The sequence below is a fragment of the Sagittula salina genome (assembly GCF_017813235.1).
GTDB classification, from domain to species: Bacteria; Pseudomonadota; Alphaproteobacteria; order Rhodobacterales; family Rhodobacteraceae; genus Sagittula; species Sagittula salina.
Genome location: NZ_JAGISH010000006.1, coordinates 15,711 through 41,299, shown reverse-complemented (window position 1 = coordinate 41,299; position 25,589 = coordinate 15,711). Strand labels below are relative to the sequence as shown.

Annotated in this window: 21 protein-coding genes; 7 read left to right on the top strand and 14 right to left on the bottom strand. The window is 65.0% G+C overall.

All coding sequences use genetic code 11. From position 1 onward, the window contains the following. Window positions 1-291: 291 nt before the first annotated feature. Together hpf and J5474_RS11470 are read left to right on the top strand one after the other, a co-directional pair. Entirely contained in the window at window positions 292-855 is a 564-nt protein-coding gene (hpf, locus tag J5474_RS11475; RefSeq protein ID WP_209361063.1) for a ribosome hibernation-promoting factor, HPF/YfiA family, read from the top strand. A 46-nt stretch (window positions 856-901) separates the two neighbouring features. Further along, window positions 902-1,366 (top strand): PTS sugar transporter subunit IIA, encoded by a 465-nt coding sequence (locus J5474_RS11470; protein WP_209361062.1) that lies wholly within the window; start codon window positions 902-904, stop codon window positions 1,364-1,366. A gap of 230 nt (window positions 1,367-1,596) precedes the next feature. Here J5474_RS11470 and J5474_RS11465 read toward each other — a convergent pair whose 3' ends face one another. From J5474_RS11465 to cysQ, 8 genes are all read right to left on the bottom strand, one after another. Then, window positions 1,597-3,024, bottom strand: coding sequence for a sulfotransferase family 2 domain-containing protein (locus J5474_RS11465; RefSeq protein WP_209361061.1), 1,428 nt, complete (start codon window positions 3,022-3,024; stop codon window positions 1,597-1,599). Between the two features lie 10 nt (window positions 3,025-3,034). Next, a complete protein-coding gene (locus J5474_RS11460; protein ID WP_209361060.1) occupies window positions 3,035-4,735 on the bottom strand; it encodes a DUF5927 domain-containing protein in 1,701 nt (566 codons plus the stop codon). Next, on the bottom strand, window positions 4,732-5,742 hold the full coding sequence (locus J5474_RS11455; protein ID WP_209361059.1) for a glycosyltransferase family 2 protein: 1,011 nt from the start codon (window positions 5,740-5,742) through the stop codon (window positions 4,732-4,734). The genes J5474_RS11460 and J5474_RS11455 overlap by 4 nt, the downstream gene beginning before the upstream one ends. Window positions 5,743-5,793: 51 nt before the next feature. After that, window positions 5,794-6,954, bottom strand: coding sequence for a glycosyltransferase family 4 protein (locus J5474_RS11450; RefSeq protein ID WP_209361058.1), 1,161 nt, complete (start codon window positions 6,952-6,954; stop codon window positions 5,794-5,796). 143 nt (window positions 6,955-7,097) lie between these two features. Continuing rightward, entirely contained in the window at window positions 7,098-8,081 is a 984-nt protein-coding gene (galE, locus tag J5474_RS11445) for a UDP-glucose 4-epimerase GalE (protein ID WP_209361057.1), read from the bottom strand. Between the two features lie 11 nt (window positions 8,082-8,092). Next, window positions 8,093-8,989, bottom strand: coding sequence for a UTP--glucose-1-phosphate uridylyltransferase GalU (gene galU / locus J5474_RS11440; RefSeq protein WP_209361056.1), 897 nt, complete (start codon window positions 8,987-8,989; stop codon window positions 8,093-8,095). Window positions 8,990-9,116: 127 nt separating this feature from the next. Then, entirely contained in the window at window positions 9,117-10,364 is a 1,248-nt protein-coding gene (locus tag J5474_RS11435; RefSeq protein ID WP_209361055.1) for a glycosyltransferase family 2 protein, read from the bottom strand. Beyond that, window positions 10,364-11,161, bottom strand: a complete 798-nt coding sequence (cysQ, locus tag J5474_RS11430) for a 3'(2'),5'-bisphosphate nucleotidase CysQ (protein ID WP_209361054.1) — start codon at window positions 11,159-11,161, stop codon at window positions 10,364-10,366. The genes J5474_RS11435 and cysQ overlap by 1 nt, the downstream gene beginning before the upstream one ends. 186 nt (window positions 11,162-11,347) lie before the next feature. Here cysQ and J5474_RS11425 point away from each other — a divergent pair, with 186 nt between their 5' ends. Further along, window positions 11,348-12,178 carry an ABC transporter permease gene (locus J5474_RS11425; protein ID WP_209361053.1) on the top strand — a complete coding sequence of 277 codons (831 nt, stop codon included), beginning with the start codon at window positions 11,348-11,350 and terminating at the stop codon, window positions 12,176-12,178. 102 nt (window positions 12,179-12,280) lie between these two features. Here J5474_RS11425 and J5474_RS11420 read toward each other — a convergent pair whose 3' ends face one another. Continuing rightward, on the bottom strand, window positions 12,281-12,880 hold the full coding sequence (locus tag J5474_RS11420) for an alpha-ketoglutarate-dependent dioxygenase AlkB family protein (RefSeq protein ID WP_209361052.1): 600 nt from the start codon (window positions 12,878-12,880) through the stop codon (window positions 12,281-12,283). 277 nt (window positions 12,881-13,157) lie between these two features. On the opposite strand from J5474_RS11420, the gene dnaK reads away from it, so the two are divergent. The 4 genes from dnaK (at window position 13,158) to radC (ending at window position 17,884) form a co-directional block, all read left to right on the top strand. Next, window positions 13,158-15,083 (top strand): molecular chaperone DnaK, encoded by a 1,926-nt coding sequence (gene dnaK, locus J5474_RS11415; RefSeq protein ID WP_209361051.1) that lies wholly within the window; start codon window positions 13,158-13,160, stop codon window positions 15,081-15,083. A 79-nt stretch (window positions 15,084-15,162) separates the two neighbouring features. Next, complete coding sequence (gene dnaJ, locus J5474_RS11410) at window positions 15,163-16,311, top strand: molecular chaperone DnaJ (RefSeq protein ID WP_209361050.1); 1,149 nt, start codon at window positions 15,163-15,165, stop codon at window positions 16,309-16,311. Between the two features lie 146 nt (window positions 16,312-16,457). Next, complete coding sequence (locus J5474_RS11405; protein ID WP_209361049.1) at window positions 16,458-17,084, top strand: DedA family protein; 627 nt, start codon at window positions 16,458-16,460, stop codon at window positions 17,082-17,084. Window positions 17,085-17,119: 35 nt separating this feature from the next. Then, window positions 17,120-17,884 carry a RadC family protein gene (radC, locus tag J5474_RS11400; protein ID WP_209361048.1) on the top strand — a complete coding sequence of 255 codons (765 nt, stop codon included), beginning with the start codon at window positions 17,120-17,122 and terminating at the stop codon, window positions 17,882-17,884. A 72-nt stretch (window positions 17,885-17,956) separates the two neighbouring features. Here the strand turns inward: radC and J5474_RS11395 are convergent, their stop codons facing one another. The 5 genes from J5474_RS11395 to J5474_RS11375 all read right to left on the bottom strand — a co-directional run bounded on the left by J5474_RS11395 (window position 17,957) and on the right by J5474_RS11375 (window position 25,467). Then, window positions 17,957-19,522 (bottom strand): substrate-binding domain-containing protein, encoded by a 1,566-nt coding sequence (locus J5474_RS11395; RefSeq protein WP_209361047.1) that lies wholly within the window; start codon window positions 19,520-19,522, stop codon window positions 17,957-17,959. Between the two features lie 23 nt (window positions 19,523-19,545). Continuing rightward, a complete protein-coding gene (locus J5474_RS11390; RefSeq protein WP_245216405.1) occupies window positions 19,546-20,697 on the bottom strand; it encodes a translocase in 1,152 nt (383 codons plus the stop codon). 242 nt (window positions 20,698-20,939) lie between these two features. Next, on the bottom strand, window positions 20,940-21,533 hold the full coding sequence (locus tag J5474_RS11385; RefSeq protein ID WP_209361046.1) for a hypothetical protein: 594 nt from the start codon (window positions 21,531-21,533) through the stop codon (window positions 20,940-20,942). After that, a complete protein-coding gene (locus J5474_RS11380; protein WP_209361045.1) occupies window positions 21,533-23,203 on the bottom strand; it encodes a glycosyltransferase family protein in 1,671 nt (556 codons plus the stop codon). Before J5474_RS11380 ends, J5474_RS11385 begins: the two co-directional genes overlap by 1 nt. Beyond that, entirely contained in the window at window positions 23,200-25,467 is a 2,268-nt protein-coding gene (locus tag J5474_RS11375) for a glycosyltransferase (protein WP_209361044.1), read from the bottom strand. Before J5474_RS11375 ends, J5474_RS11380 begins: the two co-directional genes overlap by 4 nt. Window positions 25,468-25,589: the final 122 nt, after the last annotated feature.

Genomic DNA, 25,589 nt, shown 5'->3' with positions numbered 1-25,589 from the left:
GGATCGTTGCGTGCACATTAATACCCTGTCTACCACGCGTGTAGTTCAAGGGTGCGTTTCCCCCTGACGGCGGATGATGTGATCGCGGTTTCCATTGACAGGCGAAGGGCTTTCGCCTCCAATTATGGGTATGGTGCTTTGCAACACGGCCATAGGCAGTCGCGCTCGTCCCGGTCTCCGGGGGTGTTCCGCTCTGGTCGGCGCAGGGCGCCTTTCCTGAACCGATGATTTCCTGGTCCGGGGCCTGTCGCCCCCGGGGGGATTGTCGGTGCTCAAAGAGAAGGACGGAACATGCGTTACCAGATCACGGGAAAACATATCGACATCGGCGAAGCGCTTCAGACCCATGTGCAGAACGAACTGGGGGCTGCGCTGGACAAATATTCGCAGCGCCCGACCGATGCGACCGTTGTGTTCTCGAAGTCCGCTCATGAGTATGTTTGCGAGGCCGTGGTGCACCTGTCCAGCGGCCTGAACGCCGCGGCCAAGGGGCACGCGACGGAAATCTACGCGGCACTGGATGCCTGCGTGGAGAAGATGGACAAGCAACTGCGCCGCTACAAGCGCCGCCTGAAGGACCACCACAAGGACCGTACGGAACCTGTTGAATCTTTCGGGGCCTCCTCCTATATCCTCGCGCACCATGATGAGGGCAACGAATCCGAGCCCGAGACGCTTCAGCCGATCATCGTGGCGGAGATGGAGACAAAGATCCCGTCGCTGTCAGTCGGCGAAGCTGTGATGCAGATGGAGCTCGCCGGTGCCCCGGTGCTGGTGTTCCGGAATGAGAAAAAGGATGGGGTAAACGTCGTATACCGGCGCGAGGACGGCAATATCGGCTGGATCGATCCTTGATCCCCGAGCGAGCCGTCGGCCGTGCGTTGACCCTCGGGATTTGTACATGAAGTTTGTCGATCTTCTGAAACCACAGGCCGTCAAGGTCATGGCCTCCTGTTCCTCGAAGAAGCGGGTGATGCACGACATTGCCGACCTCGCCGAGACCGCGCATGGGCTGCACGCCCAGACGCTGGTGGAGGCGCTGCTGGAGCGCGAGTCCCTTGGTCCGACCGGGGTCGGCCACGGGGTGGCGCTGCCGCACGCGCGCATTCCCGGACTGGAGGAGGTGCTGGGCGTTTTCCTCCTGTTGGAGCGTCCCATCGACTTTGACGCAGTGGACCGGCAGCCGGTGGATATCGTCTTTGCCCTCTTCGCGCCCGAAGAGGCCGGGGTCGAGCATCTGAAGGCGCTCGCGCTGGTGTCGCGTACCCTGCGCGACGCGGGCCTCTGCGGCAAGCTTAGGGCGAACCCGGACCCGGCAACGCTTTTCACCATCCTGACCGAAGCCGAGGTGGTGAAAGCCGCCTGAGCGCCTGGCCATCGTCTCGTGAAACGCCCGGTCCATGGACCGGGCGTCTTTCGTCACGGCAGGGCGGCCGTTTCACCCGGCGCGCGGACCCCGTGGACCGGGACAAGGCGGACGGTATCCCGGGCTGGCCGGGTGAGATACCCGGTGAAACATCCGCACCGGGACGAAGCGAAGCACTGCTTGTCCATTTGGCGCCGTCCGTCAGGCGGCGATTGCCGCCGAAGGTCTGCTCAGGCCCAGTCGTCGAAGCCGAACATGACGTAATCGCGCTGGTAGGCCTCGCGGGCGAGGGATTCGATTTCACCGTCGTGGATCTGGGCGAGGCTGTAGGGTGCGCGGTTCGGCTGCGGCACCGGGTCGGCGGGGGCCGGGTGGCCTACCTGCATGGCGAGCGCGGGCAGGTAGGTTTCGGCCTCCGTCTCGCGCACGATCATGTCTGGCAGGGTGAAATCCGCCATGCCCTGCAGGCACTGCGCCTGCGTGGCCCAATGGCCATCCACGCGCACGGCGGTCTGGCCGGAGAGGTTGGCCCTTACCCACCTGAGCCACGCGGTGAACGCCTCGCGGTGCGCTTCTGGGCTGTAGTCATCGCCTGGCTCGCCTTCTGGAATGGGCAGGGCGTGCACGCGGCGCAGCGTGTGGCGGATGCCCTTGAAGCTGCCCTTGGCTGTCGAGAGGATCTTTGTGCAGAAGCAGTCATGTGCGCGAGCGAGCGGGTGCCGGATCACGGTAAAGCTGCGGTGCCCGGGGCGTTCGCGTTTCCAGGCGCGCAGCGCGCCCTGGGTGAAATCGCCGGTGAGGTCTGTCGGGGAGATACCGTCGAGAGCGGCCATCCACCGGGTGACCATCGTCTCCGGCCCGGAGCGGATCGGCATGTACAGGAGCGGCGTTGTCGCGCAGGCGAGGTAACCCGGCACCACCGGGCCGCGGCGCGGTTCGAAATTCGGCGTGCGGGTCAGATTGAAGCTGTCGTGACGGGCCAGTGCGCGCTGCATGTCGTCAAAGTTCTCGACCTTCTCCGATATGGGCTCCGGGTTCTGGCGTTTCAGCGCGGTATTGAGGCTGTCCTTCTGCTCGGACGTCCCCAGCCAGCGGGCGAGGCCATTCATTACCCCAAGATCCTGCAGGTCGTCGTAGTCGATGTAGAAGGCGGTCTGCGCGGTCTTCTGCAGCGTGTTCAGCAACAACAGCTGAAAGGCCTGAAGGTCGGCGACGTGTTCCTCGAATTCACGAACATCGAAATGCGCCTTCGATTCCTTGCGTCGCTTCACATTGGTCAGCTTCCACTGGCCGGTGGCGCGCGCGATCTTCCACGAAACGTAGGAATCCACCGGATTGCGCGTCAGCACGACCTTCGCCACCTTCGGGTCGGTCAGCAGGCTGTCCAGCACGCGGGGGTCGTGGTCGTGGAAGTAGCGAAAGCCGCCCAACCCGCCCGGCGTCGCCTTGCGGATCTGGTTCAGCAGGCGCGTGGGATCGCGGTCGCGCTCGGCCTGCGATATGCCGAGGATGTCCTCCGACTTGGGGTAGCCGATGAAGTGCGGGTTGAATGCCTCCCCGAAGCAATTGAGCCCGTCGAAGGCGTTCAAATTCGCCTCGAGGAAGTTCGAGCCGGTGCGCATCTCGGCGAAGATCACGAAGCAGTCGAATTTGGCCATCTGTCCTTGGTCACTTCTTGACGAGGTAGGGCTTGCGCGCCCCGCCGCGGGTGTTGCGCGGCGCCGGGTCGACGGGGAAGTCGCCCATCAGGTAGGGGTGCATGCCCTGGTTCTTCAGGTTCTGGAGGAATTGCCCAAAGCCCACAAGGTTTTCCAGCCGTGGCGCTTCGGCAAGGCGGCGCTGCGCGGTCTGTCCGATCTCGTCGATGATGACCTGCAGCGGCTCCATCGGGCTTTCGATGAATTCCGCCATGGACCAGATGCGGATGCGCGCCTTCACTTCCGGGGATCGCAGGGTGTCGAGCATCCTGCTCTCGATCTTCTGAAGCTTCGCGGCCTGCGCCCGGATGTCGGCGAAATTGGCGTTGGACTTGAACAGCGGCACCGCCCATGCGCCCGAGATCACAGAGATCTGGGCATTGGGATCGCGGGATATGTGCGGCAGGATATCGGGGTTGTCGCGCGGGCCGTACTGGAAGCATTGGCGTTCGCCGCGCGTGTTCCAGATGAGGTTGGTCAGGAAACCCTTGGGATTGGCATCGCGCAGCTTTGGATTGTCGGACAGCGCGCCGTTGATCAGGGGCTGCCCACCGGTGAATTCCGCCCGCTCCGGCGCGAAAAGATGGCCCTGCACCTGCGCCCCCGTCGCCCGCGAAAGCCAGCTTTCGAAATCGACGAAGAGTTCTGTGAAGCCCTGAAACACTGAATATTTCTCCGCCGTCACGCCGTTTTCCCAGCCTGTGTTGGGAAAGCGCGACTGCATGTATAGACCGGGGCGGCCGCGTGTCCGGCGATCCACTGCCTTGGCAAAGATGCGGTCGATCTTGCCGGGGTTGGGTTCCTGCCGCGACATCGCGCGGTTCGGGTCGGTGAGGAACGCGTCATACAGCCGGTCCGCATGCGGCCAGATCTTGCGCGCGACAAAGCAATCCGACCGGCGCAGCAGTTGCAGGTGATCGTCGTAAAAGATGTGCGGTTTGCCCTGGAAATCGAATTTGGACAGCGTGAGCGAGCGGCTTTCGATCTGCGTGGCGTATTGCCGTGCCAATGTCTGGAAGTAGGATTCGTCGGGAATCCAGACCTGTTTGAAATAGGCGTCGTAGGCGGGCCGTTCCGGGTCTTCGAGGATGGCCGAAAGCGTCTGCCGGGTCAGGCACCACCATTGCGATCCCATGTGCGGCGTGATGCCCTTGGGGATGTGGCGCTTGTAGCCGATGCGCCGCTGCACTTCGACGAAACGATCAAAGAGCAAGCGGTTCCTGCGCCACGAAAAGGGGAACCGCAGGGTGAAACGTTCGTGGTCCAGGCCGCCCACCGTCCACGGCACGTCCGCCGTGGTGGCGCTTTCGATGAAGTCGGTGCGCGGGCGTTCCGCGAGATAGCCTGTCAGTTCTTCGACCGGGCGCAACGGCAGGCAGGACCCGGAGGCGAGGTAGACGTGGCGCACGTCTCCGAACGTCTTGAGCATCAGTTCGGATGCCGCCTGCGAGGCCGCGACCAACCCCCATGTGCCCCACTCGCAGCGGTACCGTCTGGAGAACAGAACACCCGGCACGGCCTTCAGCCGCTCGCGGAAATCGTTGAAATTTGCCTGGGGCACGGCGCTGTCTACGTGAATGACCAGCGGGCAGCCGCCCCTTGCCCAGTGCAGCGCCACCTGTTCCGCACGTTCAAAGGCCGTGTGCACAAGCATGATGATGCCGACGCTCACGCCCAGTTGCCTTTTGACATGAGGCCGAGGATTTCGAGCTGGCGCCAGTTGATGTATTTCTCCGACCACTTGCACCAGAGGTCGGGGTTCTCCCTTACGCCTTCGGCGTAGGCGATGTATTCGCGGCTGGCGCCGTAGTGCTGGCGGCGGTCCAGTTCCTCTGCGGCCTTCGTGGTGAAGGAAGCGAGAAATTTCGTATGCAGAAGGACGCCCGATGCCTTCTCCCCTCCCCACTCGTCGTAGACCTGGTTCAGCCCGCGCGGCAGCAGGTTGTGGGTGGAGGAAACATAGGCGTAGCGGCGGTCCCAGCGTACCAGCGGGATCTTGTTCAGGGCCGGCGCCAGCCGTGGTGTCTCGGCAAAGAACATGCGGGCGCGCGGTCCGCCCTGTATCCAGAGATTGCCGAATAGCGGGTTCTTCGTGATCGTGTAATTGCCCGCGTCGAACCAGCTGGCGACCTCCAGCGGATCCTGCCCGGCACTGTAGGGATGCTGGTCGATGCGGCCCTTGGGGTACATGTCCAGCAGCATGGCCGAAAACGATTTGATCGAGGAGGCGTCGAGCCAGTCGGTCAGCGCGCGCAGGGGGCGGGTGTCGGAGAACGGGTAGAGGAACAACTCATCGGGGTCGACGGTCAGGCACCAGTGATCGTGGCCATATTTCATCAGCAGCCAGTTCATCCAGTCCATGCCAAAGCGCGAGCGTTTGTAACTGGCGCGCGTCGTCCAGACCGATACGTCAGACTGTCGCGCCAGCCAGTCGAGCGAACCGTCGTCGCTGTCGTTGTCGACAAAGAAGAAGTGGTTCACGCCCATGTCGCGGTAGTACTGCAGGAAATACGGCAGCCGGATGCCTTCGTTTCGCTGGGTCGAGAACAGCAGCAAATCGGAGCTGCGGATCTGGTCGGTGCGATTGGCGACGGGCCGCAGGTCGTGCCGTTTGCGGAAGGCGCGAATGCGCCAGCGCCTCCGTTGTAGCCTGAGCCTGTATGACTGCCATGCGCCCAAAGTGTTATCTGCCCCTTGCCCGTCTCCTCCCGGGCCAGTCCTTCGCTGCTATCAGATGCGGGTTAAGGCGGATTTGAAGTGCGCGTCCCACGTGGGTGGCGAGAAGGCCCTTGGTCGTGTCCGTCCTGCCCGGCAATCGTCTGCCAGCGTTTGAATTGCGTTTTGCCACAGATGGGTTGCCGAAGCATCCACGAAGATCGGTATCTCGCCCAAAGTTTCGCGGTAAACCCCCAGATCGTTGCATAAAACCGGCACTCCGAGGGCGGCGGCCTCCATCGGGGGCAGACCGTAGCCTTCTGTGAAGCTGGGAAAGAGGAAGCCCGCCGAACCCGCGATCAGAGCCGCCACGGCGGCATCGTCCAGACCTGCGCGTTCGTGCACGCGGGGCGGGCGGGCGTCGAGGCGGGCAAAGGTGGCGTGGTTTTCCCATCCGCGATGGCCAAGGATCAGCAGGTCGGCATCCATGCCCGCCTCCCAGATATCGAGAAGGAGGGCGTGGTTTTTGCGCGGCTCGATGGTGCCCAGGGTGACGAAATAGGGTCGCGCCCAGGGCCCCTCCGGCGCCGGTCCGGGCGTGGCGAGGTCGACGCCAAGCGGCGCGACGAGGATTTCGGGGCGAGGGGCGGGCAGATGGCGGGCAAGGTCGCGCGCGGTCTGTTGCGAATTGGCGATCAGCAGGTCTGCGTGGTGCCCCGCGCGGGCGAGGAAGGCGGCGAAGTGGTCCACAGAGCCGGGGCGCTGGAACTCCGGGTGATCGAGCGGGATCGTGTCGTGAATCAGAACGGCCTTGCGCGCGCCCAGAGTGTCGAGCGCGCGGATCACCCGACGTGTGAAGTTGGTATGCCCGAGGTTCACGTAGTGCACGCCGTGCGGCAGGTGGCGTCGCAGCAGTCGGGGCAGGCCGGGCGGCAGCGCGCGGGCGAGCGCGACGCGGCGCAGATCGGCTTCGGCACCGGCGCGGATCGGGTTAATGCGCTTCAGTCGAGATAGCGCGTCCGGCGGGCCCCAGCCGCCGTGCCGGATACGGTCGCGCAACAGGGCACAGCCAGCGCGGTCCAGCAATAGATATCCGAAGGAGGACCGAACGAGACCGAAGAGCGGAGTGTCGAGGGTCAGGAGGTGATAGAGCCATGCGAACTCAACCCGATCCACCCCGGTCAGCGGGCGTCCGGCGCGGCTGACGAGGCGGGTGAGGTCGAGCAGGCGGGTCATGCGGGCAAGTTAGCGGCGGCCCCTGCACGGGGCCAGCCCTTCACGCGCTCCGGTGTCTTTCGCAATGCATGGCAACAGAGACCGGGGCCGGGGGCCGGGTTTTCTCCTGGGGGCGCTGCGGTCACCGGAAGGCCGCCGGGCCGTCATTTGTCATAGTGGCCGTTCTTGTGCCAGCGCCAGGCGTCAGCGATCATCTGCGGCATGGTGGAGCGGTGCGCAGCCCAGCCCAGTTCGGCGGCCGCACGCGTAGATCCGGAGACCAGTTTGGTCGCGTCGCCGGCGCGGCGCGGACCTTCCGAATGCGGGACCTCGGCATTGGTGACGCTGCCAGCGGAGGTGATGACCTCACGCACGGAAAACCCCTTTCCGGTGCCGAGGTTGTAGACCCGGCTGGCATGTCCCGCCTCCAGCCACTTCAGGCCCAGCACATGCGCGTCCACGAGGTCGCAGACGTGCACGTAGTCGCGGATGCAGGTGCCGTCGGCTGTATCGTAGTCGGTTCCGTGGATCGTAAGGGCAGCGCGCTGGCCGTCGATCGCCTCGAGCATCACCGGGATCAGGTGCGTTTCCGGGCGGTGGTGTTCGCCCACGGCGCCCTCCGGATCGGCGCCTGCCACATTGAAATACCGGAAGATCACCGATTTCAGCCCGTAAGCGGCCTCGAAATCGCGCAGGATCATTTCCACTGCCAGCTTCGACGCGCCATAGGCGTTGAGCGGCTGTTGCGGGGTTTCTTCGTCCAGCACGACATTGTCATGTTCGCCATAGGTGGCGCAGGTCGACGAGAAAACGAAGTCCATGCAGCCTGCTGCCACGGCGGCCTCGATCAGGGTCAGCGATCCGGCGACGTTGTTGCGCCAGTAGAGGCCGGGTTTCGCCATGGCCTCGCCCACCTGGCTCAGGGCGGCGAAGTGCATCACCGCAACGGGCTGGTGGATGCGGAACACCTCGTCCAGCCGGGCCCGGTCTTGCAAATCGCCCTGTTCGAAGGGACCGAACTGTACCGCGTCCTGCCAGCCGGTGACGAGGTTGTCGTAGGTGACGGGCGTGTAACCCGCCAACTTCAACGCCTTGCAGGCGTGGCTGCCGATATAGCCAGCCCCGCCCGTTACCAGTACGTTCGCCATTCCCGGTCCGTTTACTCGGCGGCCTTGCGCGAGGCCATGACCTCTTGCAGGTAGCCTTCGAGGTCGTCGCGCAGTTCTTCGCGGGCAAGGCCAAAGGCCACGGTTGCCTGAAGGAAGCCGGACTTCGACCCGCAGTCAAAGCGCTGGCCGCGGAAGCGGTAGCCGTAAACGCCGCTCTCTTCCTTGCCGATTTCCTCGGCAATGGCGTCGGTCAACTGGATCTCGCCACCCGCGCCGGTCTTCTTCTGGTTCAGGTTCTCGAAGATCTGCGGCGACAGGATGTAGCGGCCGATCACCGCGAGGTTCGAGGGCGCATCGGCGGGGTCGGGTTTCTCGACCATGCCCTTCACCTTCACCAGCGAGCCCATGTCCTCTTCGACGTCGAGCACGCCGTAGGACTTGGTCTTGTCCTGCGGCACCTCCATGGCGGCGACCATGTTGCCGCCGGTTTCCTCGTAGGCTTCGACCATTTGCTGCAGGCAGGGCTTTTCGGCGGCGATCACGTCATCGGGCAGCACCACGGCGAAGGGTTCGTTGCCCACCAGACGGCGCGCGCACCAGATCGCGTGCCCGAGGCCAAGCGCCTTGTGCTGCCGGATGTATGCGATTTCACCCGAATCCATATTGGTAGATTTCAGGATCTCCAGCAGCTCGTCCTTGCCCTTCTTCTGCAGCTCCTGCTCCAGAACCGGGGCCACGTCGAAATAGTCCTCCAGCGCGCCCTTGCCACGCGAGGTAACGAAGATGAATTCCTTGATGCCGGCGGCGCGGCATTCGTCGATGGCGTATTGCACCAACGGCCGGTCAACCAATGTCATGATTTCCTTCGGCACCGACTTGGTTGCCGGAAGGAAGCGGGTTCCAAGGCCGGCGACAGGGAAAATCGCCTTCGTGACCTTTTTGCGCATCCGCTAGCTCCTCTTTCTCAACTACTCATGGTCAACGGACCACCCGTTATGCCTTTGGCGTATGACCTTTGCCAAGTATAACAGAAAAGGCCAGCCATTTGGTTCCACGCGTGTTCAAAGAAACAGCTTACCGCCGATACGTGACGGAAAATTGACCGCGCGGGGCGGCAAAGCGGCGCGCTTCGGCGTCGATCCGGCAGGTGAAACGCCATGGCTGGAAGATTGGCGCCTGTCTTTGACTGCGTCCAAAGAGCCCGCCGGTCTGTTCCCAATAGCCTTCGCCGGCAAAGCGCACCCGGTGGTAAAGCGCGCTGGGCGAAAGCAGAATCAACGTGACGATTTCACCGCGACGGACGGCTTTCTCAGCTTCGGCGCGCAGGCGCGGAGCCTGCCACGGACGCCCCGCGAACAGGCGGCGTGGAGCGTCGGGGCGCGTGGGAAACGGGCGGAAGCCCTCGTTTGGCGCGTGAATTGGCGGCAGGGTGTGCAGGGGCCGATCTTCGCCCGCACGACGGCCACGCTGGAACCCCGCCATCAGGCGCCGCAGGTCGAGCGGGTCGAGAGGACCGCGCTGCATCCAGCGCAGGAGGCGCAGGTGCTGCTCCGCGCGGAAGGTATCCCATGCTGCGGCGCGGGCCTCCGGCGGGCAATGTTTTCGCAGAAAGACCTGTTGCGAGGCGGCGATTTCGGTCAGATCGCGCGGGCTGCGGTCGCGGGCGCGGCGCGCGGAGGCGGCAAAGCCGTGGTGGACCTGCGCAAGCGGCACGATGGCAGTGGCATGGCCGGCGGCAGCGAGGCGCATGTTCAGATCGGCTTCGTCGTGGAAGAACCGGAAGGCCGGATCAAAGCCGCCCATCTCTGCCAGAACGGCGCGGCGAACGGCCATGTTGGTGCCTTCGGTCCTGATCGCGCGGTCGGGGACCGGGGGCAGGACGGTTGCGTGGCTGTCGTCGACGGCGAGCGGCGCGGCCTGTCCGGCGCGGTCGACCGTGCGTGCGCGCCACTGAAAGCTGATGCCGTTACGGCCAAGCACGAAGCCCCCGGCGGCGGCGACCTCTTCGTCTTCGAAAGGGGCCGTGAGGTGGCGCAACCACATCGGTTCCGGCACGGCGTCGTCGTCTATGAAGGCGATCACCGCGCCCGCCGCCGCCGCCACGCCAAGGTTGCGTGCGGTCGAGATATTGGCTTCGTCGAAGGGGATCGCCTTCACTTGCGGCGCGTCGGCCCGCGCTGCGAGCGCGGCAAGGCCCGCCGGGCAGGCCACGACCACCAGCTCCACGTCCGGGTAATCAAGTTGGGAGAGGCCGGTCAGGCAGCGCGACAGGGCCTCCGGCCGATGCCGACTGACCACGACTACGCTGACCGGGAGGGCCATCAGTCCTTTTTCAGATCGACGCCCGGAGCGTAGGCGATGAAGAAAGGGTTGGCGAAACCTTCCTTGCCATAGGCCAGCGGCGTGTGGTCGTCGAAGCGCAACACGCGACCGCCTGCGCCCGCCAGCACGGCGTGGCCTGCGGCGGTGTCCCACTCCATCGTGCGCCCGAGGCGGGGGTAGAGGTCGGCCTCCCCCGTGGCCACGAGGCAGAATTTCAGCGAGGACCCGGCAGAGCGCATGTCCTTCACCTTGTAGCGGTTGATGTAATCGTCAGTGGCCTGATCGCGGTGCGATTTCGATGCCACGATCATAAGCGCGTCGTTGTCGGGGTCGGCCACGCGGATATCCTTTGTGTCCCCCACGGTTTCGGGGTCGAAGGTGCCGACTTCCTCGACCGAATGGCCGACGGAGTTGGTCCAGAACATGCGCTTGCGGGCAGGGGCGTAGACCACGCCACGGGTGGGGACGCCGTCCTCGACCAGCGCGATGTTCACGGTAAAGTCGCCGCGCCGGTTGATGAATTCCTTCGTGCCATCCAGCGGGTCGACAATCAGGAAGGTCCGGGCCTGCACATCGTGCGATGCGGCCTGCTCCTCCGTCACAAGCGGCACATCGGGGTAGGCGGCGCGCAGACCCGCCGAAATCAGCGCGTCAGCGGCCTCGTCGGCGGCTGTCACGGGGGAGGCGTCGGATTTCGTCTTTACCTCGAAGTCGGGGCCCTCGTAGATCTCCATGATCTTTTCGCCGGCCTCGATGGCCAGACGGCGCATCAGCGTCACGAGTTCGGAATAGTTCATGGAAAACTCCTGTGTCCCCACCACCGCACCGCGGGACCCGGCGGGGCGGGCGGGTGGCACGGTTTGTTGATTTGAAACCTGCTGCGACTTATGCTGCGGATGAGCGTAAACGGCAAGCTAACGAACAACCGGCATAAGCCGGGACCGAGGGGCAAGGCGGCAGAAACCGCAGAGCGGAGCACAGGCATGTTTCAGACCGCGCGGCCGAAGTCGAAGCTGCAATCGGCCATCCAGATCGCCGAACTGATCTACCACAATTCCGTCCGGGCGGTGCGCAAGACGCATGAGAACGCGTTTATGGCGATCCTCATGAACCTGCTGCAGACGATCATCTTCGTGCTGGCCTTCTTTGCCATGTTCGAGATCATGGGGATGCGGCGCAACGCGGTGCGGGGCGATTTCCTGATCTACATCATGACGGGGATATTCCTCTACATGACGTTCTCGAAGACGCTGGGCGCGGTGGCCGGGTCCGAAGGACCGGCCAGCCCGATGATGCAGCACGCGCCGATGAACACGGCCATTGCCATCATCAGCGCCATGTTGTCGACACTCTATATCCAGGTGCTGTCGCTGGTTGCGGTGCTTTTCGTCTACGACGTCGCGTTCAATCCCTTTGTCATGCAGGAAATCTACGACCCGATCGGATGCCTCGAGATGCTGTTGCTGTCGTGGTTCGCGGGGGCGTCGATCGGAATGGTCTTCCTCGCGATCAAGCCCTGGGCGCCGACGCCGGTCAGCATCGCGTCGACGATTTTCCAGCGGGCGAACATGATCGCGTCCGGCAAGATGTTCGTGGCGAACACGCTGCCGCCCTACATGTTGAAGATGTTCGACTGGAACCCGCTGTTCCACACCATCGACCAGTCGCGCGGCCACGCCTTCATCAACTACAACCCGCGCAATTCCAGCTGGGAATACCCGCTCGTGGTCAGCATCGTCCTGCTGATGGTCGGGCTGATGGGGGAGTTCTACACCCGCAAGCACGCCTCCGCCTCGTGGAGCGCGCGGCGCTGACGGGGGACGGGCCTTCCGGGCGCCCCGACCGAGCCTCCGGCTCAGCGGCCCACCCTCCATGCCACGCCCCGGAGTGCGCAAGGGTTTCGTCTGGCGGCGCGATCAGGTGACGACGCGCAGCGTCAGGTTCAGCCGCCCGCCCTCCGGAAACAGCGGTGATGGTCCGGGACGCAGCCTGTCCACACCATGAAAGGCGCGGCGCGACGGCCCCGTCAGCAGCACCACGTCACCCGATTGCAGCCAGTGTGATACCGTGGGGTCGCGCCGCTCCGTGCCGCCCATCCGGAACAGCGCCTCCGCCCCGAGCGAGACCGACAGCACAGGGCAGTCGTAATCCTGTTCGTCCGCATCCTGATGCAGCCCCATGCGGGCGCCTTCGTCGTACCAGTTGATCAGGCAGCACTCCGGTGTGCGCGGGCTGTCGGCCAGGTCGTCCCAGAGCGCGCGGATTGAGCCGGGAATTGCCGGCCAGGGTTGCCCGTCAGGGTGGTTCGGTTCGTAGCGGTAACCCTTGGTGTCGCTGATCCAGCCATATTCCCCCGCTGCCGACATGCGCACCGACATGGGTCCCCGCCGGGTGCGCGGGCGAAACAACGGCGCCTGCCGCAGAACGTCGCGAACATCCGCGATGATGCGGTCCTGGGCGGCGCGGTTCAGCGCTGCGGGGTAGATGCGAAATCCCTTGATCTCGAGCGGTGTCATGCGGTGCCTGTCCTCCGGGTGGAAACCGATTACTCAGGATTTGGGGCTATATCGCCAGAAATTCGAGTCCCCTGTGTCGCGGGCGCCCCCCGCAGCGTCATGCCGGAATTGCGCCAATTTGCATGGCCTCCGGTGCTTGGCAAAGCGCGGGGGCCTCCTTATATGTCCTCCGAACGCGGTGGCAGGCACCTGTCAGCGTCTTGAAATGCGGGGTACGGACGCCGTAACGGGTCCACAGCCTCGTTGTATCGCCTTGAGACAGAAAGGGATCGAAAACATGGGTAAGGTTATTGGCATCGACCTCGGGACCACCAACTCCTGCGTCGCCATCATGGATGGTTCGCAGGCGCGTGTGATCGAGAACGCCGAAGGGGCACGCACGACCCCCTCCATCGTCGGTTTCACCGAAGATGAACGCCTGGTGGGCCAGCCGGCCAAGCGCCAGGCCGTGACGAACCCGGAAAACACCGTCTTTGCCGTGAAGCGTCTGATCGGCCGCCGCACCACCGATGCGGAAGTGACGAAAGACAAGGACATCGTCCCGTACAAGATCGTGGACGGTGGCAACGGCGACGCATGGGTCGAGATTCGCGGCGAGAAGTATTCGCCCTCGCAGATCTCCGCCTACACGCTGCAGAAGATGAAGGAGACCGCCGAGTCGTATCTCGGTGAGGAGGTGACCCAGGCGGTCATCACCGTGCCGGCATACTTCAACGACGCCCAGCGTCAGGCAACGAAGGACGCGGGCAAGATCGCGGGCCTCGAAGTGCTGCGTATCATCAACGAGCCGACCGCGGCTGCGCTGGCCTATGGCCTCGACAAGAAGGACGCGAAGACGATTGCCGTCTACGACCTTGGCGGCGGTACGTTCGACGTGACCATCCTCGAGATCGACGACGGGCTGTTCGAAGTGAAATCCACCAACGGCGACACGTTCCTCGGCGGTGAAGACTTCGACATGCGGATCGTCAACTACCTCGCGGACCAGTTCAAGAAAGAGCATTCGGTCGACCTGACCAAGGACAAGATGGCTCTGCAGCGTCTCAAGGAGGCGGCTGAAAAGGCCAAGATCGAACTGTCCTCGGCCACCCAGACGGAGATCAACCAGCCGTTCATCTCGATGGGCTCCGGCGGCACGCCGCTGCACCTGGTGATGAAGCTGACCCGCGCCAAGCTGGAAAGCCTTGTCGGTGATCTGATCAAGGCGTCAATCAAGCCCTGTCAGGCGGCCCTGAAGGACGCTGGCATGACCACCTCCGACATCGACGAAGTCGTGCTGGTCGGCGGTCAGACGCGTATGCCGAAGGTCATCGAAGAGGTGACGAAATTCTTTGGCAAGGAGCCGCACAAGGGCGTGAACCCGGATGAAGTCGTCGCCATGGGTGCCGCCATTCAGGCCGGTGTCCTTCAGGGTGATGTGAAGGACGTGGTCCTGCTGGACGTGACCCCGCTGTCGCTGGGCATCGAGACGCTGGGTGGCGTGTTCACCCGCCTGATCGACCGCAACACGACCATTCCGACGAAGAAGAGCCAGGTCTTCTCGACCGCCGAGGATAACCAGAACGCGGTGACCATCCGCGTGTTCCAGGGCGAGCGGGAGATGGCGGCGGACAACAAGATGCTCGGCCAGTTCAATCTGGAAGACATCCCGCCGGCACCGCGCGGCATGCCGCAGATCGAGGTGACCTTCGACATCGACGCCAATGGTATTGTCTCCGTGGGGGCCAAGGACAAAGGCACCCACAAGGAGCAGAAGATCACGATCCAGGCGTCGGGCGGTCTGTCGGATGACGACATCGAGCGTATGGTGCGCGAAGCCGAGGAAAACGCCGAAGGCGATAAGGCCCGCAAGGATCTGGTCGAGGCGAAGAACCAGGCCGAGAGCCTCATCCATTCGACCGAGAAGTCGATCGAAGAGCATGGCGACAAGGTCGATCCGAGCACAATCGAGGCCATCGAGCTGGCCGTCGCGGCGCTGAAGGACGATCTCGAAAAGGACGACGTCACGGCTGACAAGCTGAAGGGCGGAATCCAGAACGTCACCGAGGCGGCGATGCGTCTGGGCGAGGCCATCTACAAGGCGCAGGCCGAGAAGGGCGAAGACGGTGACGCTGGCGGCGGAACCGGCGATAACAGCACCTCGGCCGACGACAATATCGTCGATGCCGACTTCGAGGATCTGGGCGATAACAAGCGCGGCTAAGGCACGCTCGCGGAACCCACAAGTCGAGGGGCCGGTCCGGACGCCGGACCGGCCCTTTCGATATGAGAGGAGGACGTGAATGTCCAAGCGTGATTATTACGAGGTTTTGGGGGCCCAGCGTGGCGCGTCCGCCGATGAGCTGAAGAAGGCGTACCGGACGAAGGCCAAGGAACTGCACCCGGACCGCAACAAGGACGACCCGGACGCGGAGTCCCAGTTCAAGGAAGTGAACGAAGCCTACGAGGTTCTGAAGGACGCCGAGAAGAAGGCGGCCTATGACCGTTATGGCCATGCGGCCTTCGAGGGCGGCATGGGCGGTGGTCCGCGTCCCGGCGGCGGAATGGGGGGTAACCCCGACTTCGCCTCTGCCTTTTCGGACGTTTTCGACGACCTGTTTGGCGACTTCATGGGGGGCCGTCAGGGTGGTGGGCGCCAGCGCGCATCGCGCGGGGCGGACCTGCGCTATAACCTGCGCGTGACGCTGGAGGACGCCTTCAGCGGTCTTGCCAAGACGATCAATGTGCCGACGTCGGTCGCCTGCGGCCAGTGCAGCGGCACCGGCTCCGAAGGCGGGTCGGAGCCGACCACCTGTCCAACCTGTTCGGGCATGGGGAAAGTGCGGGCCACGCAGGGCTTTTTTACCGTGGAGCGGACTTGTCCGACCTGTTCGGGACTGGGCCAGATCATCAAGAACCCGTGCACCAAATGCCACGGTGCGGGCCGCGTGCAGAAGGAGCGCGCGCTGTCGGTGAATATCCCGGCAGGGGTCGAGACCGGCACGCGCATCCGGCTGGCCGGTGAAGGCGAGGCAGGAATGCGGGGTGGGCCTCCGGGCGATCTCTACATCTTCATCGAGGTTGAGCAGCACAAGATCTTTGAACGGGAAGGCACGGAGCTGCATTGCCGCGTCCCGGTATCCTTGGCTGCGGCAGCGCTGGGCGGCGACATTGAGGTGCCGACGATCGACGGTGGCCGAAGCCGCGTGAAAATCCCGGCAGGATCGCAATCCGGGCGCCAAATGCGTCTGCGTGGCAAGGGTATGCCAGCGTTGCGGGGCGGTGGTACAGGTGACATGTTCATCGAACTTGCCGTCGAAACACCCGTGAACCTGACCACCCGCCAGAAGGAGTTGCTGCGCGAATTCGAACAGTTGTCGGAGGACAACAACCCAGAAGGCTCAAGCTTTTTCAGTTCGGTACGCAACTTCTGGGATTCGATGAAGGGCTGATCCGGTGCCCGGGCGAACGGCCCTGGATCGGCTGATGTGTCATTGCCCGGTTTTTACCGAAAAGATCGGCGGCGCATCGGGAAATCGGAACAATGCCGGACGGCCCGTGTTCCTTACACGGGCCGTCTGCATTTCCGGAGGTACGCATGTTCGACTGGATCACCAGCCTTATCAACAGCATGGGGCCGTTCGGTATCGCGCTCCTGATGTTCCTCGAGAACGTCTTTCCTCCCATTCCCTCGGAACTCGTGATGCCGCTGGCAGGCTTCAACGCCGCGCGGGGTGATATGTCTCTGCTGGCGGTGATCCTGTCAGGCAGCGCCGGTTCGCTGGCGGGAGCGTACCTGTGGTACTGGGGCGCACGTCGCATAGGTTTCGACCGCATTTGCCACCTGTCGCAACGACACGGGCGCTGGTTGTCGATCTCGCCTGATGAACTGGACCGTGCGAACGGTTGGTTCGACCGCCATGGGGGCAGCGCCGTGCTGATCGGGCGCCTGATCCCGACCGTCCGCACGCTGATCTCCGTACCCGCAGGCGTACGGCGGATGCCGCGGGCCTTGTTTCTGGGGTTCAGTGCGGTGGGCACCATCGCGTGGACAGCCGCTTTGACATTGGCCGGCTACTGGCTGGAGGGGGGGTATGAAGCGGTGAGCGCCTGGCTGAACCCGATATCCACCGCCGTGGTGGTTGGGCTGATCGCCATCTACGCCTGGCGCGTGGCAACCTATGATCGGCGCGAGAAGAAACGCAAAAATGTGAAGGCGCGTTAACGCGGCTTTTACCACGGTGGGCGCAGGATCCCGATATGAGCCGCTACCGCCAGTTTTCCGATTCGCAGGCCCCACTGTTTGCGCGCGACGAGGCACCGGAGATTCCGGCACAGGCGACCAGCGCCCAGCCGTCCTATATCAAGGATCACCGCGCCCGCCTGCGGGAGCGATTTCTGGTGGGCGGGGCCGATGCGCTGCCCGACTACGAGATGCTGGAGCTTGTTCTCTTCCGTGCGATCCCCCGGCGCGACGTGAAGCCTTTGGCCCGCCAACTGCTTGAGGTCTTTGGTGATTTCAACGCGGTACTCTCCGCGCCTACGCACCGGCTGGCGGAGGTCAGCGGGGTGGGAGAAGCGGTCGTCTGCGAACTGAAGATCATCGAGGCCGCCGCGCATCGTCTGGCGCGCGCGAAGGTGCTGAAAAAGCCCGTGCTGAGCGGCTGGAACGCGCTGCTGGACTACTGCCAGACAAGCATGGCGCATCGCGACGTGGAGCAGTTCCGCGTGCTTTTCCTCGACCGAAAGAACGTGCTGATCGCCGACGAACTACAGGCGCGCGGTACTGTGGATCATGTCCCGGTCTACCCGCGGGAGGTGGTCAAGCGCGCGCTTGAGTTGAACGCCACGGCACTGATCCTGGTGCATAACCACCCTTCGGGCGATCCCACGCCTTCGGAGGCGGATATCGTCGTGACCGAGCAGATTCAGCAAGCGGCGGAGGCGTTGGGGATCATCTTGCACGACCACCTCATCATCGGAAAGTCGTCAGAGACGAGCTTCCGATCGGAGGGGTTCCTTTAGGGACTCGTTCCGGTCAGTCACCGTCCCCATTGAAGGGTTCCTCACTGGATACGGATTGGCCTCGGCCGATTTTCAGCGCAGCCAGACTTCGACGCGGCGGTTGACCTCGCGCCCCCAGGATGTGTCGTCACAGGCCATGGGCATGGCTTCTCCGAAAGCATCCGAGGTCATGCGGGTGCGTTCCAGGTCCGCGGTTTCAGCGGCGAGTTCGACGGCGATGCGGACGGCCTCCGCCCGTTTGGCGGCGATGCGCAGGTTGGCGTCAGCGGGTCCCGCACCGTCGGAGAAGCCGGCAAAGAGTAGTTCGCGCCCATCGTATGCCCCGCTTTCCAGCGCGCGGGCCAATTGCAGCACATTGGAGCGCGATTGAGCGTCGAGTCGCGAGGACCCCACCTCGAACCGGAAAGACGTTGTCAGGCGGCGCATCGGGGTGAGCGCACGGGTCATGCGCTGCAGTTCAAAAAGGCCATCGGTACCCTCGGCCGAAAGGACAGCGTTCGCAAAACGGTCGCCCTGCAGGTCGACGCTGATTTCCTCCGGCGCCTGATCGACGAAACCGGCGCGGCGGATGACGATCTGCGCCGCCGGACTGCGGGTGAATTTGAGGAAGTCCCGAGCCAGCGCGGGCAGGCGGCGCGCCGGGATATAGAGGAAGGCCGGAGCCGTGAGCGGGTAGTCTTCGGTCTTGACCGTGCGGCGTGCGGCGCGCAGCTGAAAACCGCAGGGCCCGGTTAGCGGCAGGGGCTTTGCCCCCCCGATGTCGGAAAAGGCGGCGAGCGCGATGCCGAAGGGATCACGGGTCACGGCCTCCGCCAAAGCGGTGTTGGAGGCGTGACGCGTGGCCGCGCCCAGCGTGGCTCGGGCCGGGACCAGAAGGCTATCCTCGATGGACTGGGACAGCCCGGCAGACTGCGCGCGGGCGTGCAGGGTGATGGGGGCGTCGGGGCCGCCGAAAGCGGACCAGTTGTTTTTCTTGCCGGAGAGGATCGCCACGAGGTCGGAAAGCGACAGCCGGTCGACCGGGTTGCCGGGGGCGACAATGGGCACCAGCGCATCCAACGCCAGCACGGATGAGCGGTTCGACAGAGTCATGTCGCCCAGACCTGCCTCGCGCGCCCGCTGGACCTCTGCGGGGCGGATTTCGCGAAGGGCCATGACAATGTCAGCCTCGTCGGCAAGCAGGCCGGCAAAGCCCGCATCGGTATTTGTGACGCTGAAATGGAAGCGCCCAGCCAGTTTCGCGGTGCGCCGGTCAGTCAGCGCGTAGGTGAAATGGTCGCGATCCTCCGGCAACCGTTCAGCGGCAAAGCCGGAGCGTGCGGCGAAGGCTTCAATCAGGGCCGGGACAAGGACGCGGCCCAGCGTGGCGGAGCCGGAGACCTGCACTTCGGCCACGTAGTCGGTCAGGGAGGGGCAGCCAATGCCTTCGCAGGTGACGCCGGATCCGTCCACGGTGAGGCGGCCAAAGCGCGTATCGATCCGGTAGAATTCGCCGTCGAAGCCCAGAAGGTCGCCCTTCAGCTCGATGGAGCCGTCGCGGGAGCGCAGGGTGATGTCCTGTGCCAGGGCCGCGGGCAGGGCGAAAAGCGTCTGCACGAAGAAAAGTGCGGCGAAGATCGCCGCACGCCGGATGCTCATGAAGGGCCTCGTTCGCCTGACTTCTACCTCGCGGCGATTGTCAGGTCTTCGACCAGATTGTTCAACACCAGAAAGTCCCCCATGGCGTCGCAGCCCGGCATATCCAGCAATAGATTGCGGGTGCGCAGGGCTGCGCTGTCTCGGATCTCAAGGGTTTGCGCCTCGATAGGATGGTCGCAGTTCTCGGCGGTAATCTCCGCCTCCACGCTCAGCGCCACGGTGCCGTCGCGGTGGGCGGCGCCGCGCGGGAAGGTATAGATCTCCGCGCGCAGGGCGTCGGGGGCGGTCCCATCGCCGAGCGACACGAGAAAACCGCCCTCGCCGCGGGCCGTGGCACCGAGGTCGCGTGCAGTTCTGGCGTGCACATGGCCGGGGCCGAAGTAATCGGCACCGAATTCGCGGGCATGCAGGCCAAGGCCGGTGTCACCCCTCCATTGCAATGCAACACGGTCATAAAGCGAGAGGGTCGGAACCTCCGCCAGCGCGGTGGCACCATCGCCGGAAGCAAAGGAGGCGATGAATAGCGCCTTTTCGGCCAGCGCAGGCACGGTGATGGCAAGGTGGCCGTTCTTCCCGGTGGCGGCGGTGACCATCATGCCCTGATGGTGCAGGGTCAGGCGTTCAGAGGCGTTGCAGGGTGCGTCGAGCGTCAGCTTGACGAGCGCGCCCGCCGCCGGTTCGGCGCTCATGGTGACGTCGCAGGCGGGGTCGGGCACGGATTGCACGGATTGCATGTCGGGCGTGGCCGGGGCGGCCCCGGGCGAGACGTCTTCGAGTGCGGCTAGGGTGATCGGTGCGGGTGCGTCGGTGGATTGCAGCGCGGCCTTCGCCGAATGGGTGCCTTCTGCGATGCGGGCCGATACTCCGGTTTCTGGCTCGCGGCGCGGCATGTCCCCGGCGGCGGAGGAGGTCGGCGTGATGTCCGTCAGTGCCATGGGCCGGGTGCGGGCCTCGTCACGATTGTCCATGCCGGGCAGGCCGTATTGCATGACGTAGCCAATACCCAACGCGCAGACCAGCGTGGCGGAGGCCAGAACGAGGCTCCGTTTGCGCTCCTGCCTTGCCGCATAGGTCGGCTTCGGCGACGCTGTCGAGGTGGGGGCGGTGTCTGTCTTTGCTCTGGCCGATGGGCCGATGCTGTTCTTGCCGAGTTTCGGCATTCTGAAGCTGGGCATCCTGGACTCCTGTCCTTCCGGGCTTGGTCAGAAATCGCACTTGAAAGTGGCTGTTCTGGGGCGGGGTGGCGGAGTTCTCGGGGCAATTCACAGTTAGCGATAGGATTTTGCAGCATCCCGACACGCTGATGGAGGCCTCGTGCCTGAAATCCCGTTCACCGGCAGTCACTTGGCCTCTTCCCCGATGTATAGTTAATACGCGGTATAAGCACATGCAACTCGCGCAGCGCGCGACCGCGCTTTCAGGGCGGTTGGCAGTGGGGCGCCTCTGCGGTTTCGCTCGACCAGAGGAGAGCGCCCTCGTCAAGCGTCCGGATCTGATGCAGCCCGTGACGAAGGCCGAGAGTAATGCCGACACCGTCCACCGGGGCGTCACCGATGCAGGCGCAGATGAAGCCGTAGCGACCGAGCACGTGCACAGGTGCCAGCGTCCTGCAGAGAAACAACAATCGCGCGAAAGGCTGCTGGTGATGTTCCGTGAGCAGCGCAAGCAGGCCGGAGGCAAGCACGGGGGGGCGCAGGTCGCCTATGAGAATTCCGGTCACGGGCAGGTCTTCGGGATGGTCCGCCCATGCAACGCGGCCCAGAGGCACCGGCAAACGCGGTAGTGCGTCCAGCGTTTGCGGGGCGGTATCCAGATCGGGATCGAGCAGCAGGCGGCCCGGCCTGACGTCTCCGAATTCCAGCCGGAGGTCGAAGGCGCCCGGATCCGAGAGGTCTCGTTTCAGCGCTTCGAATTCATAGCGCGCGAGGCGCCGTCCGAGTTCCTGCCGTTCGCGACCCGCCTGACGCAGGAGGATCAGCGCATCGGTATCCTGATCGTCGGTCGATGCCATCAGATATTCCCCCGAATGCAGTCCTGGATGGTCGCCGCCATCTCTGCCGCCCCTGTCGGATTGCCGGGCGGGCGCCCCGCGACAGGCTCCGCGCGACGGAGCGAGCCAAGGAAACTGCGCAGAACCGCCGATTCGTCGTGTCCCTGCTCCGGGTCGAAGCATAGCGCCCAGCCTTCGGACGCGGCATGCCGGGCACGCGCGCCCTGATCGTCCAGGCGCTCGTTGATCGTTGGAACAAAGAGCACGGGCCTGTTTGTCATTGTCATGAGTTCGTGGAAGGAATTGTAGCCGCAGGCAGAAATGACACCATCGAAAGCGGCGAGGTAAGGGCTGATCGGATACAGGGCGATCTGGCGGGTATCGTCGGCATGGTCTGATGGCGCCGCCAGCGGCGAGCGAGCCCAGACGAGCGTGACGCGGGCCTTGCGGGCGAGCTGACGCAGGCGATCCTCCACCCCCGCCGTGCGGGAAAACGCTTCTCCCCCAAGGGAGACCAGGCAGGTCGTTCCTGTGCCAAACCCGAGGCCCAGAGCACGACGCGCGTCGCGGCGCGAAAGAGGTGACGTGGCGGGGGAAAGGACGACCGGTGCGCTGGTTCGTGTCTTTGACAGACCCGGCGGAAAGGGATTCGCGCGGGCGGTGGCGCCAGGGTCGGCGCGGGCGGCAAGGTCGCCCGGAATCAGCACGCGGTCGCAGAAGCGCACGTCGGACAGGCCGCGCGCATCAGCATCGGCGCGCCACATGCCGCGCCGGATCCAGATCAGCCGTGCGTGATGGCAGCCGGGTTGCGCCATCGCGTCGCGCAGGAAGGGTTCGACCTGACTGCCATCGGTGACGATGGCGGCGGGGCGAAAGCGACGCAGGTAGGTCGCCAGCGCCTCCGTTTCGCGCATCTGCCATGCGGAGGGATCGGCGCCGAGGTGTTCGGCGGTGTGGCGGAGCAGCACGTCGTGGCCTGCTGCCTGCGCGATGAGGGCGGCGCGGGAAAAGCTCCAGAACGTTGCCCGCACCGGTTCGGTCATGGCGTGCAGCACGGCAAGCTGCCGGGTCAAGTGGCCAAGGCCAACGCCGTTGGGCGTGATGAAAAGCAGGTGGCGGCCGGGGTCACCCGGCGAGGGCAGACGCGATGCCAGCGCTGCAAGGTCATGCCAGTCGGGTTCCAGATCGCCGGGCGCGGTCAGCACCGCACCACGGGCAAGCCGCGCCCAGTTCAGCGCCGTCAGCGGAAGCGGCGTTTCCACCCCGTGGCGGATGTGCAGCAGCCGGTCGCGATCCGGTTCGATCACCGCGCGGTCGGAGGGGGGCGGGGCGGTAGGGGCCGTCCCGAGAGGAGCCGCGTCAATGCCGAGAGCCTGCAAGGCGGTGGCGGCGGCGGGGCTGAGTGCGTGGAAGGTCACGCGTGGCGCCAGGCGGTCGGCCAACGCGCGCAGGACCTGCGCATCCGCAGCCAGCGATCTGCCGCGCCGGACGGCGACATGCAGTGCGCAGGGGGTCGCTGCGAACTCCGCCGCCCGGGCTGCAAAGGCGTGGTGGGAGGGGAACCAGACTGTGTCTTCGGGCGCGGTCGCGGCCAGCGGCGGCATCGGCCGCACCTCCGGCAGGAGCGCCGCGATCAGCCCGGCGGCGGGATCGCCCTCGGGCGTATCGATCCACGTGACGGCGGTCATCATGCCTCCAATCCGTAATACCCCAACGTGCCGGAGCCGAGTGCTTCGAGCGAGTAGGTGTCGCGGATAAAGGCGGCGCGTGCGTCGCCCGGGGCGGCGAGCGCGGTGGGGAGCCAGTCCTGGATCAGACGGGCGGCGTCTTCGGACGCGATGTCCTCCGGCAAGACGAGGCCGGCGGCGGGGCCTTCGGACAGCATGGCCTCGCGCACGCCGCCGACGTCGCAGCCCGCCGCGGCAATGCCCATGGCCTGCGCTTCGAGCAGGACGTTGGGCGTGCCTTCGACGCGGGACATGAGCAGGATCACGTCGGCGGGGCCATAGATTGCGGCGGGTTCCGACAGTCCGCCGTCGATCTGGAGATGCTTCAGCCCGATGGCAGAGGCGTGGGCGAGGATTTCGTCCCGCAGCGGGCCGCTGCCGACCATCCGCGGGCGGACGTCGTACGGTGACAGGCGTTGTAGGGCGCGCACGGTATCGAGCCACAGGAGCGGGCGCTTGTTCGGGGCGAATCGGAAAACGCCCACGAGGCGTACCACGCGGGCGTTCGGGGCGCGCGGCGGGAGAATGGCGAACCGCGCGGTGTCGAGGCCGTTCATCAGTACGCCCGCCGCGCCGCGATCAAGGCCGAGCCAGTCTTCGTAATCCCTTGCTCCTGCTATGGAATTCGCGGTCAGCTGCACATTTGGCAGGGCGCAGAGCGCCGCATAGAGACGACGGTCGTCGATCTGCGCGCCGCGATCACGCTTCGCTGGCTGCATGTTGCGGGCCGACAGAACGATGCGCCCGGTCCCGAGGTGCGCCCCGACAAAGCCCGCGGCGAGCCCGGCCCGATCCTGCCAACCGTGCAGGATGTCCGGGCGCAGCTCGGCAACGAGATCGTGCAGCGCCACCACGTCGCCGCGCAGGGGTTTGGGCAGCAGTTGGCAGGTGTCCTCGAGCGCGGGGTCGAGGCGGCGGTAGAAACCGTCGCGGCTTTGGAGGTCGTGCAGGCGGATGCCGGTGTCCTGAAGCTCCGGCAGGAAATGCGCGCGGCCCCTGTCAGGGGAAACGGAAAACAGTGCGGCGTCGATTTGATCGGGACGGATGCCCTGCCGCAGAAGCGCCTGCACCATCATGACGAATTGCCGCTCCGCCCCGCCGGAGCCAAGCGAGGCATTGACCAGCAGGATGCGTGCCCGGTCAGGGTGCCGTATCAGCGCTGGGCGGCGCATGGCGTAGAAGGGCGGGAAGGGCAGCAACGCGTCGGGCATCTGCAGGCGCGCGGCTTCAGCCGGGGTTGCTGGGCTGGTATTGTCGCGCCCCAGGACGCGGCGTGCGGCGGCGAGCGTCTCCGTCACAGCCGGGCCGACCGGCAGGCCCTGAGAGGCGAGCCGCGCCACCTGGCCTAGACGGCCTAGGTCAAGAAGCTGTCCGCAGACCTCTGGCCAGTCGCCTTCGGGCAGGGGCAGGCGGGATTCGCGTTGGACGGCATCAGCGATGGCCGCCTGCATCAGCCCGGTCATGCCAAGCGTGGCAGCAATGGTGACGAGGTCCGGCAGGGCAGGGCCTTCGAGCAGGAATTCGGCCGTCAGGGCGTGCGCCTCGGGATTGCGTTCGAGCCGGGCCAGCAGGCGGATGCGGTTCGCCAGAGCCACGGAGCGCGGAAAACCGGGCGTGGCGCAGAGCGTTTCCCACACACGCAAGGCTTCGTCCCAGCGGCCCAGCCCGACGGCCATGCGCGCCAGCCGCACCTGGAACCGCGCGTCGCCGCCAAACTGGCGCGCAAAAAGTTCGCAATGCGCCTGGGCTTCGAGCAGGCGGTCCTCGGCCCGGAGGGTGTCGACTTTCAGCAATGCCATGTCGCTGTCACCGTCAGAGAGGCGGTCGAGGTGCAAAAGAGCCTCGGGGTGGCCGGTCCCCGCCAGCGCGCGCGCCATGACCCGTGCGACCGGCGGCGGTAGGTCGTCGCTGCCAAAAACCGCGCGCAGGATGGTTTCCGCCCGGTGCGGGTCGCCGTGGTCGAGCGCCGCCTGAGCATCGGCAAGCGCCGCCTGTGTCGAATAGCTGCCCGCCTCGGCGAGCCGCGCGCGAACCACCCGCGCGAGGCGGTCGGCACGGCCTTCGGTCAGTTGTCGTTCGAGATAGTGCCAGAGTTCCGGGGCTTCTGCGACGGCGAGTCCGCTGTCCTCCAGAGCCAGTAGCGCGTCGAGGTAAGCGTCGCGTCCGCAGAGTTCCACGAGGGTGCGGCGCAGCCTTGCGAAATCCGGAGCGGGCGTCGAATCGGGCATCTCTCGGTCGGACCATCCTGTAAGGGCGCTGGAGGGCGAATGGCAGGGCCATGGCTCCCTCAGATGGATTTATGCCAGGCTGACCCGTCTTAATAGGTCATTCTCCCGATTTTAATCGGGTG

Excerpts from the sequence above, each read along its gene's own strand:
- J5474_RS11470 (WP_209361062.1), top strand. The coding sequence starts at position 902 with ATGAAGTTTGTCGATCTTCTGAAACCACAGGCCGTCAAGGTCATGGCC.
- J5474_RS11395 (WP_209361047.1), bottom strand. The coding sequence starts at position 19,522 with ATGAGCATCCGGCGTGCGGCGATCTTCGCCGCACTTTTCTTCGTGCAG.
- J5474_RS11425 (WP_209361053.1), top strand. The coding sequence starts at position 11,348 with ATGTTTCAGACCGCGCGGCCGAAGTCGAAGCTGCAATCGGCCATCCAG.
- radC (WP_209361048.1), top strand. The coding sequence starts at position 17,120 with ATGAGCCGCTACCGCCAGTTTTCCGATTCGCAGGCCCCACTGTTTGCG.
- J5474_RS11450 (WP_209361058.1), bottom strand. The coding sequence starts at position 6,954 with ATGACCCGCCTGCTCGACCTCACCCGCCTCGTCAGCCGCGCCGGACGC.
- J5474_RS11390 (WP_245216405.1), bottom strand. The coding sequence starts at position 20,697 with ATGCCCAGCTTCAGAATGCCGAAACTCGGCAAGAACAGCATCGGCCCA.
- J5474_RS11405 (WP_209361049.1), top strand. The coding sequence starts at position 16,458 with ATGTTCGACTGGATCACCAGCCTTATCAACAGCATGGGGCCGTTCGGT.
- galE (WP_209361057.1), bottom strand. The coding sequence starts at position 8,081 with ATGGCGAACGTACTGGTAACGGGCGGGGCTGGCTATATCGGCAGCCAC.
- J5474_RS11420 (WP_209361052.1), bottom strand. The coding sequence starts at position 12,880 with ATGACACCGCTCGAGATCAAGGGATTTCGCATCTACCCCGCAGCGCTG.
- dnaJ (WP_209361050.1), top strand. The coding sequence starts at position 15,163 with ATGTCCAAGCGTGATTATTACGAGGTTTTGGGGGCCCAGCGTGGCGCG.
- J5474_RS11380 (WP_209361045.1), bottom strand. The coding sequence starts at position 23,203 with ATGATGACCGCCGTCACGTGGATCGATACGCCCGAGGGCGATCCCGCC.
- dnaK (WP_209361051.1), top strand. The coding sequence starts at position 13,158 with ATGGGTAAGGTTATTGGCATCGACCTCGGGACCACCAACTCCTGCGTC.
- J5474_RS11465 (WP_209361061.1), bottom strand. The coding sequence starts at position 3,024 with ATGGCCAAATTCGACTGCTTCGTGATCTTCGCCGAGATGCGCACCGGC.
- J5474_RS11385 (WP_209361046.1), bottom strand. The coding sequence starts at position 21,533 with ATGGCATCGACCGACGATCAGGATACCGATGCGCTGATCCTCCTGCGT.
- J5474_RS11435 (WP_209361055.1), bottom strand. The coding sequence starts at position 10,364 with ATGGCCCTCCCGGTCAGCGTAGTCGTGGTCAGTCGGCATCGGCCGGAG.
- galU (WP_209361056.1), bottom strand. The coding sequence starts at position 8,989 with ATGCGCAAAAAGGTCACGAAGGCGATTTTCCCTGTCGCCGGCCTTGGA.
- hpf (WP_209361063.1), top strand. The coding sequence starts at position 292 with ATGCGTTACCAGATCACGGGAAAACATATCGACATCGGCGAAGCGCTT.
- J5474_RS11375 (WP_209361044.1), bottom strand. The coding sequence starts at position 25,467 with ATGCCCGATTCGACGCCCGCTCCGGATTTCGCAAGGCTGCGCCGCACC.
- cysQ (WP_209361054.1), bottom strand. The coding sequence starts at position 11,161 with ATGAACTATTCCGAACTCGTGACGCTGATGCGCCGTCTGGCCATCGAG.